Source organism: Paenibacillus sp. BSR1-1 (genome assembly GCF_030403775.1).
Classification (GTDB): Bacteria; Bacillota; Bacilli; order Bacillales; family Cytobacillaceae; genus Neobacillus.
Genome location: NZ_JAQMWQ010000001.1, coordinates 487,346 through 505,531, shown reverse-complemented (window position 1 = coordinate 505,531; position 18,186 = coordinate 487,346). Strand labels below are relative to the sequence as shown.

The window sequence follows — 18,186 nt, the reverse complement described above, 5'->3', positions numbered from 1 at the left end:
TCAGTTCCAAATCAACAAATGAATTGATTTGGATCCCTTTTTAACGTAAGGAAAACGTCTAGTCCTACTAAATTTTCCAATAATGGAAGAGTTCAGAAAGAAGCTCCAAAGTCCATTCAGTAATTCATTCGTGTTTGTTTCCACCAGCCACAAACTCTCTGTAACGAAAAATAATACTTACTACTCTTTATCATCGCTTTTTAAACAGTATTCATTTACAAACATTATAAATGAATTGCATATTTATTTTCAAGTCAGCAAAAAATAATAGGCGAAGAGGGCAAGCAGCATTAAAAAACCGTTCACAAGTCCTATAAAAAGCAGCGGTTTTTGATTAACTGTTACAAGTTCTGATAATCCCGGGATTTCACTAAACTTTTTATTCCTATGTCCCCTTGAAAAGGCAAGGGTAAAGGACCTAGAAATGACATCATAAAAACCGCTATGAATTGTATATAGAAGCAATGCGGTTAGAAGAAAAGCAGCACTGATGTAAAAAGATATATTGATATAGCTTAATAAAGAAATATCATGGTTGAAGATAAAGGACAAGGAAAAAATGGCAAGTTGTGTAAACGCTACCATAATTAATTGTTTTCTGAGTCTCAATTTCACAAGCGAACCTCCAAAACATTGATTTATAAAGGAAAATATAGCTATATTATACCCGAAAATGGCTACAAGAATAAATTATAACATAGGTATTTGTAATGTTAACGTAAAGAATGTATCTAATCTGTAAATTAATTTTCAAAAAGTAATGTACAATTGGTTGAAAATATGTATAATAGAGAATGTAGTAATTTTTCAGAATAATAGAAAAGGGAGGTCTACTAGTGAAGAAATCAAAACTTTCACTACTATTAGTACTATCACTAGTTCTTAGTATGTTCCTCGCTGCTTGCTCTGGCGGTAAGGATACAAGCAAGGATACTGGCAAGGACAAGGGCACTGACAAAGGTGCAGCAACTGAGCAATTAGCAGACTCTCAAGAACTTAATGTTTTAGAATCTGCTGAAATTCCATCATTGGATAGTGTTATGAACCAAGACGTGCTTGGCGGTACAATTTTGGGAGCTATTAACGAAGGTTTATACCGTTTAGATCCAGATCAAAAAGTTATTCCTGGTGTTGCTGACGGTATGCCAACTTATAATGATGACAAAACTGTATTAACAATTAAATTGAAAAAAGAAGCTAAATGGTCAAACGGAGACCCTGTAACTGCAGATGACTTCGTGTTTGCATGGCAGCGTGCAATTGATCCTAAAACTGCTTCTCCATATGGTCCATACTTCATGATGGGCAAAATCAAAAACGCAACTGAAATTACTGAAGGTAAAGCTAAGCTTGAAGACCTTGGTATTAAAGCGATTGACCCTAATACTTTAGAAATCACTTTAACAGGTCCAATTCCTTACATTGAGTCTTACCTTACATTCTCATTGTTCTACCCGCAAAACAAAAAGTTCGTTACTGAAAAAGGCGCAGACTTTGCAAAAGATGCTGCTAACCTAGTTTACAACGGACCATTCAAAATGACTAAATGGGATGGCCCTACTGCAACTGAATGGACAGTTGAAAAGAACGATACTTATTGGAATGCAAAAGATGTTACTTTAACAAAGATTAACTTTAACGTATCAAAAGATGGTCAGGCTTCTGCTAACGCATTTACTGCTGGCGAAACTGATATCACACCTAAGCTTTCACAAGCTGCAATTCTTTCACAATTTGAAGGAACAAAAGACTTACTACGTTACCAAGAGCCATCTATCTGGTGGTTAAAAATGAATGAAAAGATTCCTGCTTTGAAAAACAAAAACATCCGTAAAGCGATCGCTTTGTCTGTTGACAAAAAAGCTTTAGTTGACGATGTTTTAGCTAACGGTTCAATCGCGGCTGATTTCTTAGTTCCAAAAGGATTCGCTTTCTTAGATAACAAAGATTTCCGTGATACTGCTGGAACATACTTAAAGACAAATAAAGAAGAAGCTAAAAAACTTTGGGAACAAGGTTTAAAAGAACTAGGTGTTAAAGAAGTTTCTCTAGTTTATGTTGGTCAAGATACAGAAGCTGCTAAAACTACTGATGCTTTTATTAAAGACCAATTAGAAAAGAATCTTCCTGGATTAAAGCTTACTATTGAAAGCGTACCTTTCAAAATCCGTATTGCTCGTGAAGACAAAGAAGATTACGGTTTATTAATGGGTGGTTGGGGTCCTGACTACGCTGACCCAATGACTTACATGGATCTTTGGGTAACTGGCGGCGGACAAAACCACATGGATTACGGCAACCCAGAATTTGACAAATTAATCAATTCTGCTAATAAAGAATTAGCTCTTAAGCCACAAGACCGCTGGAAAGCTCTTCAAGATGCTGAAAAAATCTTGTTAGAAGATGATGCTGCAATTGCACCATTATACCAACGTTCATCTAACTTATTAGTTAATCAAAAGGTTAAAGGTTTTGCTCACCATGCATTTGGTGCAGAATATAGTTACCAGTGGATTAAAATCCTTAAAAAGTAGCTATATTTAATCAAATAGAAAGAGAGTATATTGGAAAAATATACTCTCTTTTTACCTGTGTCAGAATTGTCGAAAAACGTCGAATATTCCACTAATTAGGAGGTGTAGGCATGGCGAAATATTTATTGCAACGCGTTCTCTATATGTTAATTACACTTTTCATTGTTGCATCCGTTACATTTTTCCTCATGAAGTTAATTCCTGGAAGTCCCTTTAATAACTTTGAAAAGCTCACAGAGGTCCAGCGCAATATTTTACTTGATAAGTACAATTTAAATGACCCTGTGCCTGTTCAATATCTACACTATATGGAGAATATGGTGAAGGGGGATTTGGGGATATCCTTCCAATTTGATAATACCCCTGTTACAACACTTCTCTCAAACCGAATAGGTCCTTCCGCAACACTTGGTTTCGAAGCCATGCTTTTTGGCTCAATTATTGGTATTTTTCTTGGTGTTATTGCCGCATTGAAGCAAAACACTTGGGTTGATTATGGATCAACATTTTTGGCTGTTGTAGGTAAGTCTGTACCTTCATTCATTTTTGCTGGATTGCTGCAGTATTACGTTGCAGTTAAATGGGGATGGCTGCCAGTAATGTTCTGGAGGGGGCCGGAATACACGATCCTTCCAACGATCGCTTTAGCGATGTTCCCAATTTCTATCGCAGCTCGATTCATGCGAACAGAAATGATTGAGGTTTTAGGGTCGGATTATATTACCCTTGCAAAGGCAAAAGGTGCCAGCTTCTGGCAAATTAGCATTAAGCACGCCTTAAGAAATGCCCTAATTCCAGTAGTTACGGTTCTTGGTCCTTTGGCAGTCAGTTTGATGACGGGTTCTTTAGTCATTGAGAGAATTTTTTCAATTCCGGGACTTGGGGAGCAGTTTGTTAAGTCTATCAGTGTTAACGACTATCCTGTAATCATGGGAACAAATATTTTATTTGCTGTATTGTTCGTCGTAATTATATTAGTTGTTGATATTCTTTATGGAATCATCGACCCACGTATCCGTATTTCGGGGGGGAAAACTAAATGATCAACAAAGAAACTTTAATTTCAAAAGATATGTTTGCACCCGCCCATGTTGATCCGTCTAAAAGTGAAAAAATTGCAAAGCCAAGCCTAAACTTTTGGCAGGATTCATGGCTTCGGGTTCGAAAAAATAAGGGGGCCGTTTTTAGCCTTGTTGTGCTTGTCATATTACTTGTTATGGCATTTGTTGGTCCTATGATTACACCATATTCCTATGACACGCAAACAACAAAACATAATAATTTGCCGCCACGGATTCAAGGGCTTGAGAATGTTCATTGGCTTCCTTTTGATGGAACCTTAACAAGAAGAGATGGCTCGGAGTATAACGCCTATGAAGTACGTAAGGTAGATGCATATTATTGGTTTGGGACTGATAATTTGGGACGTGACCTTTTTGCCCGTGTTTGGAAGGGTACACAGGTGTCCTTATTGATTGCATTCATGGCTGCTTTAATTGATATGCTGATTGGGGTTTCATATGGTGCTATTTCAGGCTATATTGGTGGAAAATTGGACAGCTTTATGCAGCGGATCATCGAGGTAATTGTAGGTATTCCAAACTTAATTGTCGTAGTTTTAATGATTCTTGTCCTTAAACCAGGGATAATTCCAATTATTATCGCCTTGACTATTACGGGATGGACTAGTATGGCTCGTGTTGTCCGTGCGCAAGTATTAAAATTTAAAGGCCAAGAATTTGTTTTAGCAGCTAAAACATTAGGGGCTTCAAATGGCTCAATCATATTCAAACATATGATTCCGAATATGTTTGGCGTAATTATAATTAATACTATGTTTTCAATCCCGAATGCTATTTTCTTCGAGGCATTCCTTAGCTTTATTGGTTTGGGACTTCAAGAGCCTAATGCTTCATTGGGAACATTAGTAAATGATGGATTTAAAGCAATGATTGCGTTTCCATATCAAATGATTATTCCGTCCGTTATGATTGCATTAATAATGGTATGCTTTAACCTAGTAGCAGATGGTTTGCGTGATGCACTAGATCCAAAAATGCGTGATTAGAAGGCAGGTGAATGGTAGTGGAGAAAGTTTTACAAGTAAAAGACTTAAATATATCGTTCCATACTTTTTCTGGTGAAGTAAAAGCGATTCGTGGTGTTAACTTTGAGTTATTTAAAGGAGAAACGTTGGCCATTGTGGGTGAATCCGGTTCTGGGAAATCCGTTACCACGAAATCTATTATGCGTTTACTTCCTGAGCATAATTCAGAAATTAAAAGCGGCCAAATCCTTTTCGACGGAAAAGATTTAACTAAATTAAAAGATAAAGAAATGCAAAAAATCCGCGGTAAAGATATCTCGATGATTTTCCAGGATCCAATGACATCATTAAATCCAACAATGAAAATCGCTAACCAAATTATGGAACCGCTAATTAAACATCAAAACATGAGTAAACATGCTGCCAAGGAAAGAGCAGTAGAGTTATTAAAACTTGTTGGGATTCCAAAACCTGAGATTCGTGTCAATCAATATCCTCACCAATTTTCTGGTGGGATGAGACAAAGGGTAGTTATCGCTATTGCATTGGCATGTAATCCGAAAATTCTTATTGCAGATGAACCGACGACCGCATTGGATGTAACTATTCAAGCACAAATTCTTGAGCTAATGAAGGATTTGCAGAAAAAAATTGATACATCTATTATTTTCATCACACATGATCTGGGTGTTGTTGCCAATGTAGCCGATCGGGTTGCAGTTATGTATGGTGGGAAAATCGTTGAAATTGGAACTGCTGATGAGATTTTCTACAATCCTCAGCATCCGTATACTTGGGGATTGATCAGTTCTATGCCTGACATGGAAACAGATGATGAGGAGCTATTCTCTATTCCAGGTACTCCTCCAGATCTGTTAGATCCACCAAAGGGTGATGCCTTTGCGCCACGTAATCCTTACGTTATGAAGATTGACTTAGAACAGGAGCCGCCGTTCTTCAAGGTTTCCGACACACACTATGCCGCAACCTGGTTACTTCATCCGGATGCACCAAAGGTTGAGCCGCCTGATGCTGTTAAAAGACGTCAAAATCAGTATGTGGGCACAGGCGTAGGTGTAGGGGCAGGAACATTCCCTGGAAATAAGGAGGGAAAATAAATGGCTGAACAGAAAAAATTATTAGAGATAAAAGGTTTAAAGCAATATTTCAATGAAGGTAAAGCTAATGAAGTAAAAGCAGTAGATAATGTATCTTTTGATATTTTTAAAGGCGAAGTTATGGGCCTGGTTGGGGAATCAGGCTGTGGAAAGTCGACAACAGGCCGAACTATTATTCGTTTATATGATGCCACTGGCGGAGAAGTTTTGTATGACGGCGTAGATGTTCATGGCAGAAAATCTAAAAAGCAATTAAAAGAGTTTAATCGTAAAATGCAAATGATTTTCCAAGATCCATATGCATCTTTAAACCCAAGATTAAAAATTGCCGATGTTATTGCAGAGGGCATCGATATTCATGGATTGGCAAAATCCAAAGAAGACCGAATGAATCAGGTTTATGAACTCCTAGAAACAGTTGGATTAAATAGAGAACACGCAAACCGTTATCCGCATGAATTTTCTGGTGGTCAGCGTCAGCGTATTGGGATTGCTCGTGCACTTGCTGTTCAACCTGAGTTTATTATTGCGGATGAGCCAATTTCAGCATTAGACGTTTCTATTCAGGCTCAAGTTGTTAATCTCATGAAAAAGCTGCAAAAAGAAAAAGAATTAACATACCTTTTCATTGCACATGACCTTTCCATGGTAAAATACATTAGTGATCGTATCGGTGTTATGTATTTTGGGAAAATGGTAGAGCTTGCACCCGCGGATGAACTTTACAGAAACCCGTTTCATCCGTACACACAATCACTTTTATCTGCCATTCCAGCACCGGATCCAATCGCTGAACGGACTCGCAGACGTAAATCTTATGACCCTGCAAGTCATAATTACCAGGATAATGAATCGGTTGAATTTAGAGAAGTTACCCCTGGGCACTTCGTTCTTTGTTCTGAAAGAGAATTTAAACAATATCAAGTTCAAAGTAAACATTAAAAAAACGATCTCGACTTTGAGATCGTTTTTTCTTATGCACGCTTATGCTTTTCTGTTACCACCAACATTTTTCCATCCTGTTTGATATTTAGCACCCTGATCTGTAAATTCAGTGCGGCGTTTTCCTCCGAAGACTTTTTCTCCAAAACTGTTTGTTATGACACCCATAAGGGCTGTAATCCCAATAATTAATATAGCAACAATCGTTAAATCAGTTATGTAAGCACCCATAGAAACACCCTCCAATTTTTGCAATACAAAACTTTAATCCCTCCATTTCTATTTTAAAAGAAGTTACAACTTTAGGGAAGAGGAAAATAAACAGACACAGCTCAGAAGTTCACAGCTATAATGAATGCGTTTTCATTTCGGTCTTATAATTGAGAATGAGCCTTTTGCTTTTTTCTTTTCAATTAATCGGTAATATGGATTTTTTAAAAAATATCTTAAAAGCCCTCATATAAGAGGAAATTAGATTCGAACATTTAATGTAGTAAATAGGATTGGCTAAAAAAAACTAACGGTAATATGTAAATATTTTTGAAACCTTTAGACTAAATATTCGTCTAATATAATGGAAACGTCATTTTTCTTAATTATTAGGTGTTGAACATTTTTTGAAAAAGGGATATCCTTTTTGGAAACAGTGGTGTATAATAAATGATATAAATTCCTTATTTATAATAATTTTAATTATTTATCCTGTTTTTTTATTGTATACTTTAAAAATATCTAATTTCGTTTTAATAAATATGATTCGCAAATTAAAGAGGAGTGTGAAGATCGAATGGTAACATTATACACTTCACCAAGTTGTACATCATGTCGTAAAGCTAAATCATGGCTAGAAGAGCATGAGATTCCATACAAAGAGAGAAACATCTTTTCGGAACCATTATCAATGGAGGAAATAAAGGAAATTCTACGGATGACTGAGGATGGAACAGATGAAATCATATCCACAAGGTCGAAGACTTTTCAAAAATTAGACGTAAACCTAGATAATATGCCACTTCAAGATTTATTTAAATTAATCAAAGAAAATCCAGGTCTCCTTAGACGCCCAATTATCATAGACGAAAAACGTTTACAGGTTGGCTATAATGAGGATGAAATTAGACGTTTCTTGCCTAGAAGAGTAAGGACCTATCAATTGCGAGAAGCTCAACGGATGGTTAACTAAATATTAAGACCTTCATTGCCTGGAGGTCTTTTTTTGTATTCTAATGTTTGTTATTTTGATTAAGTTTTGTTATAATTTAAGGAATATCCTTATTTGAAAATTCCTTAAATAATTAGGCTTTTAATGGATTTTTTGATTTTGGATTTTTTTATTTCCCTTATTAGTACTTATATCATAAAATGAAAGTACAGGAGTATTTACATTTTGTAGAAATTAAATTTGAATAAACTTTTTTATTTGAGTAAATGCTAATTGGCATTATCTGCTGGGGGTATTTAGTCCCTTCAATATCGACAAAGGAAGGGAGAGATTATGTTGGAGATTGAACGTATTAACGAAAATACAGTCAAATTTTATATTTCCTATGGTGACATAGAAGAAAGAGGATTTGATCGCGAAGAAATCTGGTACAATCGCGAACGAAGCGAAGAACTCTTTTGGGAAATGATGGATGAAGTTCATGATGAAGAGGAGTTTGTCGTTGAAGGCCCGCTTTGGATTCAAGTTCAAGCTCTTGATAAGGGATTAGAGGTTCTTGTAACAAAAGCCCAGCTTTCTAAAGATGGCCAAAAGTTTGAGCTCCCTATTCCTAATGATAAATTAAAGGATTTGCCAGTAGATGAAAAACTTGAAGAAATCTTAGATCAACACTTCAGTCCAAATCATAGTGACGAAGATGAAATTTTACTCGAAGAAGAAACATTGGAGTTCATACTTGCCTTTAAAGACTTTGAAGATGTAATAATGTTATCAAAGCGCTCAGGTTTAGATAATTTAGTAACCCAGCTATTTCATTTTGAAGGGAAATACTATTTATATACTGAATTTCCGGAAGATTTATTTGAAGAAGATGAAATCGATGACCTATTAAGTCTATTGCTTGAGTATGGTTATGAAACACAACTTACGATTCATCGGATTCAAGAATATGGGAAGGAAATAATTTCTGAAGATGTTTTTGGAACTCTAAGGAAATATTTTAACTAGACATGTACCGATTTCAGTATTGAAATCGGTATTTTAGTATGAAATAAATTTGTAGCTTCTGGCAGGTGAGGACATTGAAAAACACTGTAAGGGTTGTTTGCTTTCTTTTAGTTCTATCCATACTTTTGTTTTTCTTTAAGGATCGATTGGAAAGCGGGCTTCTTGGATTCTTAAGCGTTTTAATATCGCTGTCAGTCATTTTTATTGGATTTGTCATCTTTTTAGAAAATCGTCATCCCACGCAAACCATTACATGGCTCGTCGTTTTAGGAAGCTTTCCACTTGTGGGGTTTATTTTTTATCTTCTGTTTGGACGTAATTATCGCAAAGAGAAGATGTTTAGAAAAAAGTATTTTCTTGATAAACAAGCTTTTTTAACGGTTGAAGGTGAAAATGATCCAAGAAGTGAAGAAAAACTAAATCTTTTAGGAGAACATCAGGGGAAATTATTCACTTTAGCTCAAAAATTAGGCAATAGTCCTATTTCCTTTGATACTTCTACAAAAATATTAACAAATGGAGAAGAAACGTTTCTTCATATCATTGAGCAATTAAAAAGGGCTAAGCACCATATTCATTTAGAATACTATATTGTTCGCCATGATCGGATTGGTCAGGAAATTAAAAATATCTTAATTGAAAAAGCGCAGCAGGGGGTAAAGGTTCGATTTTTATATGATGCAGTTGGTTCCTGGAAGCTTTCTAAAGCTTATATAAATGATTTAAAAAATGCCGGTATCGAAACGGTTACCTTTGGACCAGTTAAACTCCCCTTTTTAAATAATAAGTTTAATTTCCGTAATCATCGAAAAATCATTGTAATTGATGGCACAATCGGATTTGTTGGCGGATTGAATATCGGGGATGAGTATTTAGGAAGAGACAAAGATATAGGCTTTTGGCGTGATACACACTTAATGTTGAAGGGGGAAGCCGTTCGAACACTGCAATTAATCTTCCTTCAGGATTGGTATTACATGACCAATCATAGTTTTTTAACGGCTGAATACTTATCGCCGCAAATAGATTTTAAAAGTCATGGTGGAGTTCAGCTGATTGCTGGAGGTCCTGATAATGAGTGGAGTGTTATAAAAAATATCTTTTTTTCCATGATTGCATCTGCTAAAAAGTCTGTTTGGATTGCTTCCCCTTATTTTATTCCAGATGAGGATATCTTTTCAGCCATAAAAGTTGCAGCGCTTAGTGGAATTGATGTTAGGCTCCTCGTCCCGAACCGGCCTGATAAACGAATTGTGTTTCATGCCTCAAGGTCCTATTTTCCAGAACTTTTAGAAGCTGGCGTAAAGGTATACGAATATGAGAGGGGCTTTATGCATAGTAAAATTGTGATTGTAGATGATGAACTGGCATCAATTGGCACATCTAATATGGATATGAGAAGCTTTCATTTAAATTTTGAAGTCAATGCTTTCTTATTTAGGACAGAAAGTACCCAAAAGCTTGTGGCTGAATATGTAAATGACCTAAAGCATTCTAAGCAGCTTGAATTACAAACCTTTCAACAGCGGCATATTGGTTTTAGATTGCTAGAATCAACTGCGCGTTTGCTTTCGCCACTCTTATAAAGATAAAAAACTCGTCGAATGGCGAGTTTTTTAATTGAAAAAAAGGATTTTTAGCAAATTTTGCCGAATCTTATTGGTGAAAGGAGGAGAAAATCTTGTTAACTGCTAATACGAAATCAGGTAAACAAGTATGTCTCGGTTATCATTACAGGAAGGAAACCCTTATTTCCCTTCGTAAAAAAGAAGAATTTATTTGCCCAATCTGCGGGGAAAGTGTATTGCTAAAATTAGGAGATCAACGAATTTTTCATTTTGCCCATAAAAGTGGCGGGAGATGCCGAGAGTTTTTTGAGAATGAAACCATAAATCATATGGAAGGAAAACGACAGCTCTTTCAGTGGCTTTTAGGACAAAACGTTCCTGCTGTTTTAGAGTTTTATGAAAAAGATATTGGGCAGCGTCCTGACATTATGTTTCATTATGAGGGGGAGAAATACGCATTGGAATATCAATGTTCTCCATTGCCAGAAAAGGATTTTATCAAGAGAACGACCAATTATTTAACTCATGAATATATCCCGTTGTGGATTATCGCCAGCAGCCATATCCATAAAAAAAGAAGAAATGTCGTTGCATTGTCAAACTTTGATTATTTATTTTTACGGAATGCTCCAAAAGAAAATTACTTTATTCCATCGTATTGCCCCGAAAATAGGCAGTTCCATCTCCTAGAATCCATTCAACCCATATCAATAAAAAATGCTTTTGTTCAACATTCCATATATCCACTAGATAAATTTAGTTTGGAACGATTATTAGGTCCTAGGTTATCAGCCAATACAAATATAGATATCTGGAATAAAGAAAAAGAATCGTTTATTTTAAATTGGATGCTTCATCCCAACCCAAAACAAAACTCTTTCCTCCATGAAATATATAAACGAAATATAAATATGTTTTTATTACCTCCAGAAATAGGCCTTCACGTTCCACATTCAATTCTTATACAAACACCTCCCGTCATATGGCAAATATATATATTTATTGATTTGCTTGCTGACAAAAAACCACAGGAAACTTTTACACTAAAGGAATTAAATTTTCATTTTAATAAAAGAATCTATCGAAAGGAAATTTTACTGCGAAATTTGCCGCAGCTTGATTCTCTTGATCCGATTTCGGCCGAGATTTCCTACTTGAAACTGTTGGAAAAGATTGGTGTTTTAACTGAAATAGGAGAAAATACTTTTAAACTAAAGCGGAAAATATTGATCCCAACATCTAATCGAGAAAAGGAAGAAGCTAAGCTGCACTTTAATCAAAAATATCTTAATATGTTAGTGAAACAGTAAATGAAATAATGGCTATGGGCATAATATAGAAGGGTAAAAGGTTTCTTTTCAAACCTTAAAAGAGGAAATTGGAAGGATTAGGAGAATATTATTTATGTGCCGGTTATTCGTTAAACAATAGAATGGAGGATGGACGATGGCAAATGAGGCAGCTGTAAAATCGCTACCAGTAAGAAGTGAGATTCCCGTTGATGATACATGGAAATTAGAAGATATTTTTTCCAGTGACCAGGATTGGGAAAAAGAGTTTCAGGACGTAAAAAGTCAAATTGCTGGTATTAAAGAATTTGAGGGAAAATTGGGTGAAAGTGCCGAAACCTTTTATAAAGCTCTGCAATATCAGGATAAGCTGCTTGAACGAATTGGAAAGCTATATACATATTCCCATATGAGATATGATCAGGATACGACAAATTCTTTTTATCAAGGATTAGACGATAGAATGAAAGCTCTGTATTCTCAAGCAGCTAGTCAACTTGCCTTTATTGTTCCGGAAATTCTAGCAATTGATGAAAACAAAGTGACTAGCTTTTTAAATGATAAGACCGAATTAAAGCTTTATGAGCATGCAATTGCTGAAATTAATTTGCAGAGACCACATGTACTGTCCGCTGAGCAGGAAGCATTGCTAGCTGAAGCCGGTGAAGTAATGGATGCTTCAAGTAATACGTTTGGAATGCTTAATAATGCTGATTTGGAGTTTCCATCTATTAAAGATGAAAACGGAGAAGATGTAGAAATTACACATGGCCGCTATATTCGCTTTTTGGAGAGCAAGGATCAGCGTGTTAGACGTGATGCCTTCAAGGCAGTTTATAAAACATATGGAAATTTTAAAAATACCTTTTCTAGTACACTAAGCGGCAACGTAAAGAAGGATAATTTCAATGCAAGAATAAGGAAATATGAATCGGCAAGACATGCAGCCCTTTCTGCTAATAATATACCTGAAAGTGTATATGACAACCTTGTTAATACCGTAACTGATAATCTTCATTTATTACATCGATATATTAAGCTTCGTAAAAAAGTGCTAGGCATAGATGAGCTCCATATGTATGATTTGTATACACCGCTTGTAAAAGATGTGAAAATGGAAATTAAATACGAAGAAGCAAAAGATTTAATCATTAAGGGGTTAGCGCCATTAGGTGAGGAATACTCAAAGATATTACAAGAAGGCTTTGAAAACCGCTGGGTCGATGTCCATGAAAACAAAGGTAAACGCAGTGGCGCGTATTCTTCTGGGGCATATGGGACTCACCCTTATATTTTGATGAACTGGCAGGATAATGTGAACAATTTATTTACACTTGCCCATGAGTTTGGTCATTCTGTGCACAGTTACTACACTAGAAAATCACAGCCATATCCGTATGGAAACTATTCCATTTTCGTGGCTGAAGTCGCTTCAACCTGTAACGAAGCACTATTAAATGATTATTTATTAAAGACAATTGATGATGAACAAAAGCGGATTTACCTTTTAAATCACTATTTAGAAGGCTTTAGAGGAACCGTATTCCGCCAGACGATGTTTGCAGAATTCGAACACTTGATTCATCAGAAAGCCCAAAATAATGAGGCGTTGACAGCCGAATCTTTAACGGAAAGTTATTATGCATTAAACAAAAAATATTTTGGTGAAGAAGATATTGTGATAGATGAGGAAATCGGATTAGAATGGGCTAGAATACCACATTTCTACTACAATTACTACGTTTATCAATACGCAACTGGTTTCAGTGCGGCTACTGCCTTAAGCAAGCAAATTCTAGAAGAGGGAGAATCCGCAGTCAAAAGATATATTGACTTCCTCAGCGCAGGAAGCTCAGATTATCCGATTGAAGTGTTAAAGAAAGCCGGAGTTGATATGACCAGCGCCGATCCAATAAAAAATGCATGTAAAGTATTCGAAGAAAAACTAAATGAATTAGAGCAGTTATTATCATAAGGAAAATAAAGGGGGATGGTGACAGTTGTCGCCATCCCTTTTAAAAACCTTTAAATCGCCTTCGGTTATTAAGGTAAAAAATAAAAATAAGAATGGATACAAACAAAATTGGGGTACTAAGCATTATTGGAAAAATTTTAAGCAAAGCAAGCAAATGGAGAAAAAACGCAGCTAAAATAAAAAGAATCATTGCAATAAATGGGAATTTGTTCATTGTAATTCCACCTTTTTATAATTATCTAATAGTATGTCTATTGTCCATTTCTTGAAATTATGATTTTTTGACAATAATGTGAAATAACACACAAACTCATTGTCAGTCTATTAACCCCATGCTATATTTAATTCGTGAAGTTGATCACTAAAAACATATACCCCTTTGTTTGACCGTGAAAAATTTCTCCCATCCCCTTTGTTCGTATTAATAGAAAAATGCCTTGCAGTAAATCTGCAAGGCATTTTCATTTTATTGAAAATCAAAATAAAAAGTGACATACTTAATTTTCTTCAATATATCTCCAAAAGGTTCCGTATTTTGCAGGAATTTGTTCCACAATTTGCTTTAAAAGAAGCTTTTTCATTTCTTTTTCAATTTGAGAAATTGACATATTATACACAACAGCAATTTCCTTTGAAGCAACAAATTTAAAAAACTTCAAAAATGTCTCTAATGGAGGTGGGGAAGATTGAATTGGTTTTTCTGAAAGCATTTCTTCCAAAATTTGAACATAAACCTCATAGGGATAGGTTCCAGTAATCTTTATCCCCTCATCCTCGACATTTTCATTAAAAAATACTAAAGTTGGAATTTCATGTACATCCATTTCTGAAGTAATCTTTAAATCACATTGAAAGGCTTTAGCAGCACTCTCAGAATGCATATCATTGATAAACTCCTCCACATCAAGGCCGGCACTTTCTGCACAATCTTTTAGCACCTTTAAATCCGAGATATTCCGCTTTTCTAAAAATAAAACCTCCTGTAGTTTTCGCAAAAAACGGATTCCTGCTCGTCTCCCTTGAAGTTCTGCAGATTTTAAGGCAATAGAAACATTATAAGGAGCATCGACCGGATTTTCTAACCAAAGGCTTCCATCACATGACATTCCCGATCTGCTTGCTGTTTTCTCCCATAAATCAGCCATGCTCTCATAGCTTTTTTTTCTGCTTAAATTTAAATTAGCCAGTCTTCCACTAAGTACATGCTTAATTGAAAAATAACGACCATATTCAATTTGCAATTTTTTCAATATCGGTTCAAGCGCCCAACATTCAGGACATAAAGGATCAATAAACATATAAATTTCAATTGGCTTTTTATCAGGGCAATTCTGCTTAGGGCTTGAAGGCCAAGAATTATTCACGAGTATCACCAATATTTTCTTTATTATCAGGGGTATTTATCATATGTTGGGCTGTAAGATAAAGGCGGGAATAAAATTCATCCCTTAGTGGTCCCTGGAATTCAATTATATCCATTGCTTGAGCCATACATGAAAGCCACGCATTGGCACGGGTTGGTGTAACTGGAAATGGTAAATGGCGTGCCCGCATCATCGGGTGCCCATGTTCATCAGTATAAAGTGCTGGCCCGCCTAAATATTGTGTTAAGAATTGCTTTTGTTTACGAGCAATTTCGGTAAATTCATTTGGGAATATTGGTGCAAGATCAGGATGTTGTGCAACAAGGCCATAAAAAGTATCCACAAGCCGGTGTAGAGTCTCTTCCCCAATGGCTTCGAATGGTGTAAGCTTTTTCTCAATCATGTTGACAACTCCTTTTAGTACTTTCGTATGTTTTATTGTAGCAATGCATTTTTCATATCTCAAATAAATAGCCTTGAAAATGTTAATTTATTGAGGTGCATATGTTATTTAATGTATACAAGCAGGATGTTTTTTACTTATAGCAATTTTCGCAATGATAGTTGGTAGTTCTAAAATGCAACCAAGTTTACGAAAAAATCCTACTTATTGATTTGCATGTTTTTGCCTATAAAAACGCTGGATTTTATTTTCTGTTTTTCGCTCCGGAACTTGGGAATCATGAAGGAGTTCTTGAAAAACCTGCTTTCCTTCCTCATAGTTTTCCGCCTCGAATTCTAATTCATAATCTTCATGTTTTAAATAAATGCTGTGATCTAAGACGAGTAATCCTTTTTTATAGTCAGTTTCTGCCCTATTTGTTACCAAAGATCCAAAGTATTCCAATTCAGTATCAGAAATTCCATTTTCTTTTAAAATATCTTTAATTTTTCCAAATGGTAATTTCCCGAAATTAATAGCATGATATGCTTCCTCTTCACTTAAAGTTTGATTTATTTCAAGAAGACCAACTTTAGCAGGCTGCTTGAGTGTCATTTCGTAACTATTCTTTTTTTTACGGATGCGTAATGCCGAGGAGGCTGCTTTTAATGAAAAACTTGGAGTATCAAAATAATGGTTTTCTTGAGTAATAATTTGCTTATAATCTATGTTGAATTTTTTTAGCAAGTTTTCATATTCCGCTTTGGTCAGCATATTTTTAAATTCAATTTCAATATTTTCAGACACCCTATTTCAATCCTTCCTAGTTTCAATTTAAATTCATTATCTTTAATATTACACTAACTGCAATCCTTGGGTGAAATGGAGGAATTATGCTAAAATAGAGGAGAGTGAAAGACGGAGGTAATATATAATGAAAAGAAGTATAACGATTCAAAACACGGACCTAACAGACAATAAACTTCTATTAGAAGTTGAACAAATAATTGAAGGGTTAATCCCAGAAGGTCAAATTCTTGTGGATTCCGATAAATATTCCTTTATTTATTTAATGGAAGACCAAGAAGATTATACATATATCATCCTGCCTGAACAAATCTGGGTGAACTTAAAAAATTCATTTGAACAAAAAATACCAGTATGGCTTAGAGGGAACGATAAAGAAATTGAACTAATAAATTTCCATGATGAATTGGAATACGTTATTAACAATATAAAGGGTAATAGTAACTATGGACAAGAAATGGTCACTAAAGTAGAGAGTATTTTCTAACATTGAGGTGGGATTCATGAAGCATTGGGACCAATTTTTAGCACCATATAAACAAGCGGTTAAGGAATTGAAAATCAAACTAAAAGGAATTAGGGGACAGTTTGAGCTTGATTCGTCTCATTCACCTATTGAATTTGTGACAGGAAGAGTTAAACCAATCGCTAGTATTTTAGATAAAGCAAATCAAAAAGGAATTTCACTGGATAAATTGCAAGAAGAGATACAGGATATCGCAGGGATGCGTATCATGTGTCAGTTTGTCGAAGATATTCATCGGGTTGTTGGTTTATTAAGAAACCGAAATGATTTTAAAATTGTGGAGGAAAGAGATTATATTTCGCATGAAAAGACAAGCGGTTATCGATCCTATCATGTTGTCATAAGCTACCCTGTTCAAACAATCAATGGTGAAAAAAAAATACTCGCTGAAATTCAAATCAGAACATTAGCGATGAATTTTTGGGCAACGATTGAGCACTCGCTAAATTATAAATACAAAGGTGTTTTCCCAAGCGATATAAAGATGAGGCTGCAAAGGGCGGCGGAAGCGGCTTTCCGTTTGGATAAGGAGATGTCATTAATTCGCGGTGAAATCCAGGATGCTCAAGCATTCTTTACTAGAAAAAAAGAGCAGACACAAGAAGAAAAAGACTGATAGAGGACCCTTTAGAATCATTCTGACAAGGAGCTATACTCATATGAAATTTGCGATTACTTCAAAAGGAGATCAAAAATCAAATATTTTGATGCACAAAATGAGGACATATTTGCTTGATTTTGATCTAAAGTACGATGAAGATCAACCTGACATCGTTATTTCCATTGGCGGAGATGGTACGTTACTTTATGCCTTCCACCGCTACAGCAGCCGGTTAGATAAAACAGCTTTTGTCGGAATCCATACAGGCCATTTAGGCTTTTATGCCGATTGGATTCCAGATGAAATTGAAAAGCTTGTAATCGCTATTGCTAAAACACCTTTTCAAGTAGTCGAATACCCGCTCCTTGAGGTTATCATTCGCTATTCTCATGCTGGAAAGGAATCCAGATATTTAGCATTAAATGAATCGACTGTAAAAAGTGTCGAGGGGACACTTGTAATGGATGTCGAAATTCGCGGTCAGCATTTCGAACGTTTCCGTGGAGATGGCCTGTGTGTATCCACACCATCCGGCAGTACAGCCTATAATAAAGCGTTAGGCGGGGCTATTATACACCCATCGATTCCTGCCCTGCAGGTTGCGGAAATGGCTTCGATTAATAATAAAGTTTTTAGAACAGTAGGGTCACCGCTCATTCTCCCGGCTCATCATACCTGTATGCTAAAGCCCGTAAATCGTTCTGACTTCCAGATAACGATCGATCATTTGACTTTGCTTCATAAAGATGTTAAGTCAATTCAATTCAGGGTGCCAGATGAAAAAATCAGATTTGCCCGCTTCCGCCCATTTCCATTTTGGAAAAGAGTGCATGATTCGTTTATTTCTGATTGAGCAGGGGGCC

19 protein-coding genes and 1 other annotated feature (1 of these 20 running past the window's edge) are annotated in these 18,186 nt (G+C 35.8%); of the genes, 13 read left to right on the top strand and 6 right to left on the bottom strand.

Annotated features, from left to right (window positions below; translation table 11 throughout):
• Nucleotides 1-203: a binding site (T-box leader), on the bottom strand; it reaches 53 nt to the left of the window's first position.
• A 46-nt stretch (nt 204-249) separates the two neighbouring features.
• Nucleotides 250-615, bottom strand: a complete 366-nt coding sequence (locus PH210_RS02530) for a DUF3899 domain-containing protein (RefSeq protein ID WP_289982752.1) — start codon at nt 613-615, stop codon at nt 250-252.
• 221 nt (nt 616-836) lie between these two features.
• On the opposite strand from PH210_RS02530, the gene PH210_RS02525 reads away from it, so the two are divergent.
• The 5 genes from PH210_RS02525 (at nt 837) to PH210_RS02505 (ending at nt 6,641) form a co-directional block, all read left to right on the top strand.
• Nucleotides 837-2,534: a peptide ABC transporter substrate-binding protein gene (locus tag PH210_RS02525; RefSeq protein WP_289982749.1), complete on the top strand. Its 1,698-nt coding sequence runs from the start codon at nt 837-839 to the stop codon at nt 2,532-2,534.
• Nucleotides 2,535-2,644: 110 nt separating this feature from the next.
• On the top strand, nt 2,645-3,577 hold the full coding sequence (gene opp3b, locus PH210_RS02520; RefSeq protein ID WP_289982748.1) for an oligopeptide ABC transporter permease: 933 nt from the start codon (nt 2,645-2,647) through the stop codon (nt 3,575-3,577).
• Entirely contained in the window at nt 3,574-4,602 is a 1,029-nt protein-coding gene (gene opp3C, locus PH210_RS02515; protein ID WP_289982745.1) for an oligopeptide ABC transporter permease, read from the top strand. Before opp3b ends, opp3C begins: the two co-directional genes overlap by 4 nt.
• Before the next feature lie 17 nt (nt 4,603-4,619).
• Nucleotides 4,620-5,699, top strand: coding sequence for an ABC transporter ATP-binding protein (locus PH210_RS02510; protein WP_289982968.1), 1,080 nt, complete (start codon nt 4,620-4,622; stop codon nt 5,697-5,699).
• The gene (locus tag PH210_RS02505; protein ID WP_289982744.1) at nt 5,700-6,641 is read left to right on the top strand and encodes an ABC transporter ATP-binding protein; all 942 of its coding nucleotides are present in this window, start codon (nt 5,700-5,702) and stop codon (nt 6,639-6,641) included.
• Between the two features lie 42 nt (nt 6,642-6,683).
• On the opposite strand, the gene PH210_RS02500 is transcribed toward PH210_RS02505, so the two are convergent.
• Nucleotides 6,684-6,872 (bottom strand): hypothetical protein, encoded by a 189-nt coding sequence (locus tag PH210_RS02500; protein WP_289982742.1) that lies wholly within the window; start codon nt 6,870-6,872, stop codon nt 6,684-6,686.
• 556 nt (nt 6,873-7,428) lie between these two features.
• Between PH210_RS02500 and spxA the strand changes: the two genes are divergently transcribed.
• The 5 genes from spxA (at nt 7,429) to pepF (ending at nt 13,643) form a co-directional block, all read left to right on the top strand.
• On the top strand, nt 7,429-7,824 hold the full coding sequence (spxA, locus tag PH210_RS02495; RefSeq protein ID WP_289982739.1) for a transcriptional regulator SpxA: 396 nt from the start codon (nt 7,429-7,431) through the stop codon (nt 7,822-7,824).
• 315 nt (nt 7,825-8,139) lie between these two features.
• The gene (mecA, locus tag PH210_RS02490) at nt 8,140-8,811 is read left to right on the top strand and encodes an adaptor protein MecA (protein WP_289982737.1); all 672 of its coding nucleotides are present in this window, start codon (nt 8,140-8,142) and stop codon (nt 8,809-8,811) included.
• A 74-nt stretch (nt 8,812-8,885) separates the two neighbouring features.
• Nucleotides 8,886-10,397, top strand: a complete 1,512-nt coding sequence (gene cls, locus PH210_RS02485; RefSeq protein WP_289982735.1) for a cardiolipin synthase — start codon at nt 8,886-8,888, stop codon at nt 10,395-10,397.
• 95 nt (nt 10,398-10,492) lie between these two features.
• Nucleotides 10,493-11,689: a competence protein CoiA gene (locus PH210_RS02480; RefSeq protein WP_289982733.1), complete on the top strand. Its 1,197-nt coding sequence runs from the start codon at nt 10,493-10,495 to the stop codon at nt 11,687-11,689.
• Between the two features lie 136 nt (nt 11,690-11,825).
• Entirely contained in the window at nt 11,826-13,643 is a 1,818-nt protein-coding gene (gene pepF / locus PH210_RS02475; RefSeq protein ID WP_289982731.1) for an oligoendopeptidase F, read from the top strand.
• A gap of 40 nt (nt 13,644-13,683) precedes the next feature.
• Here the strand turns inward: pepF and PH210_RS29955 are convergent, their stop codons facing one another.
• The 4 genes from PH210_RS29955 to PH210_RS02460 form a co-directional block, all read right to left on the bottom strand.
• On the bottom strand, nt 13,684-13,833 hold the full coding sequence (locus PH210_RS29955) for a hypothetical protein (RefSeq protein WP_502306723.1): 150 nt from the start codon (nt 13,831-13,833) through the stop codon (nt 13,684-13,686).
• A gap of 307 nt (nt 13,834-14,140) precedes the next feature.
• Nucleotides 14,141-15,007, bottom strand: a complete 867-nt coding sequence (locus PH210_RS02470; RefSeq protein ID WP_289982728.1) for a ClpXP adapter SpxH family protein — start codon at nt 15,005-15,007, stop codon at nt 14,141-14,143.
• Nucleotides 15,000-15,410 (bottom strand): globin domain-containing protein, encoded by a 411-nt coding sequence (locus tag PH210_RS02465; protein WP_289982726.1) that lies wholly within the window; start codon nt 15,408-15,410, stop codon nt 15,000-15,002. Before PH210_RS02465 ends, PH210_RS02470 begins: the two co-directional genes overlap by 8 nt.
• Nucleotides 15,411-15,614: 204 nt before the next feature.
• Entirely contained in the window at nt 15,615-16,196 is a 582-nt protein-coding gene (locus PH210_RS02460; protein WP_289982724.1) for a CYTH domain-containing protein, read from the bottom strand.
• Between the two features lie 127 nt (nt 16,197-16,323).
• Between PH210_RS02460 and PH210_RS02455 the strand changes: the two genes are divergently transcribed.
• The 3 genes from PH210_RS02455 to PH210_RS02445 are packed head-to-tail and all read left to right on the top strand — an operon-like array spanning nt 16,324 to nt 18,176.
• A complete protein-coding gene (locus PH210_RS02455; RefSeq protein ID WP_289982723.1) occupies nt 16,324-16,683 on the top strand; it encodes a UPF0738 family protein in 360 nt (119 codons plus the stop codon).
• 16 nt (nt 16,684-16,699) lie between these two features.
• Nucleotides 16,700-17,338 (top strand): GTP diphosphokinase, encoded by a 639-nt coding sequence (gene yjbM, locus PH210_RS02450; protein ID WP_289982722.1) that lies wholly within the window; start codon nt 16,700-16,702, stop codon nt 17,336-17,338.
• A 43-nt stretch (nt 17,339-17,381) separates the two neighbouring features.
• Nucleotides 17,382-18,176 carry an NAD kinase gene (locus PH210_RS02445; protein ID WP_223592805.1) on the top strand — a complete coding sequence of 265 codons (795 nt, stop codon included), beginning with the start codon at nt 17,382-17,384 and terminating at the stop codon, nt 18,174-18,176.
• Nucleotides 18,177-18,186: the final 10 nt, after the last annotated feature.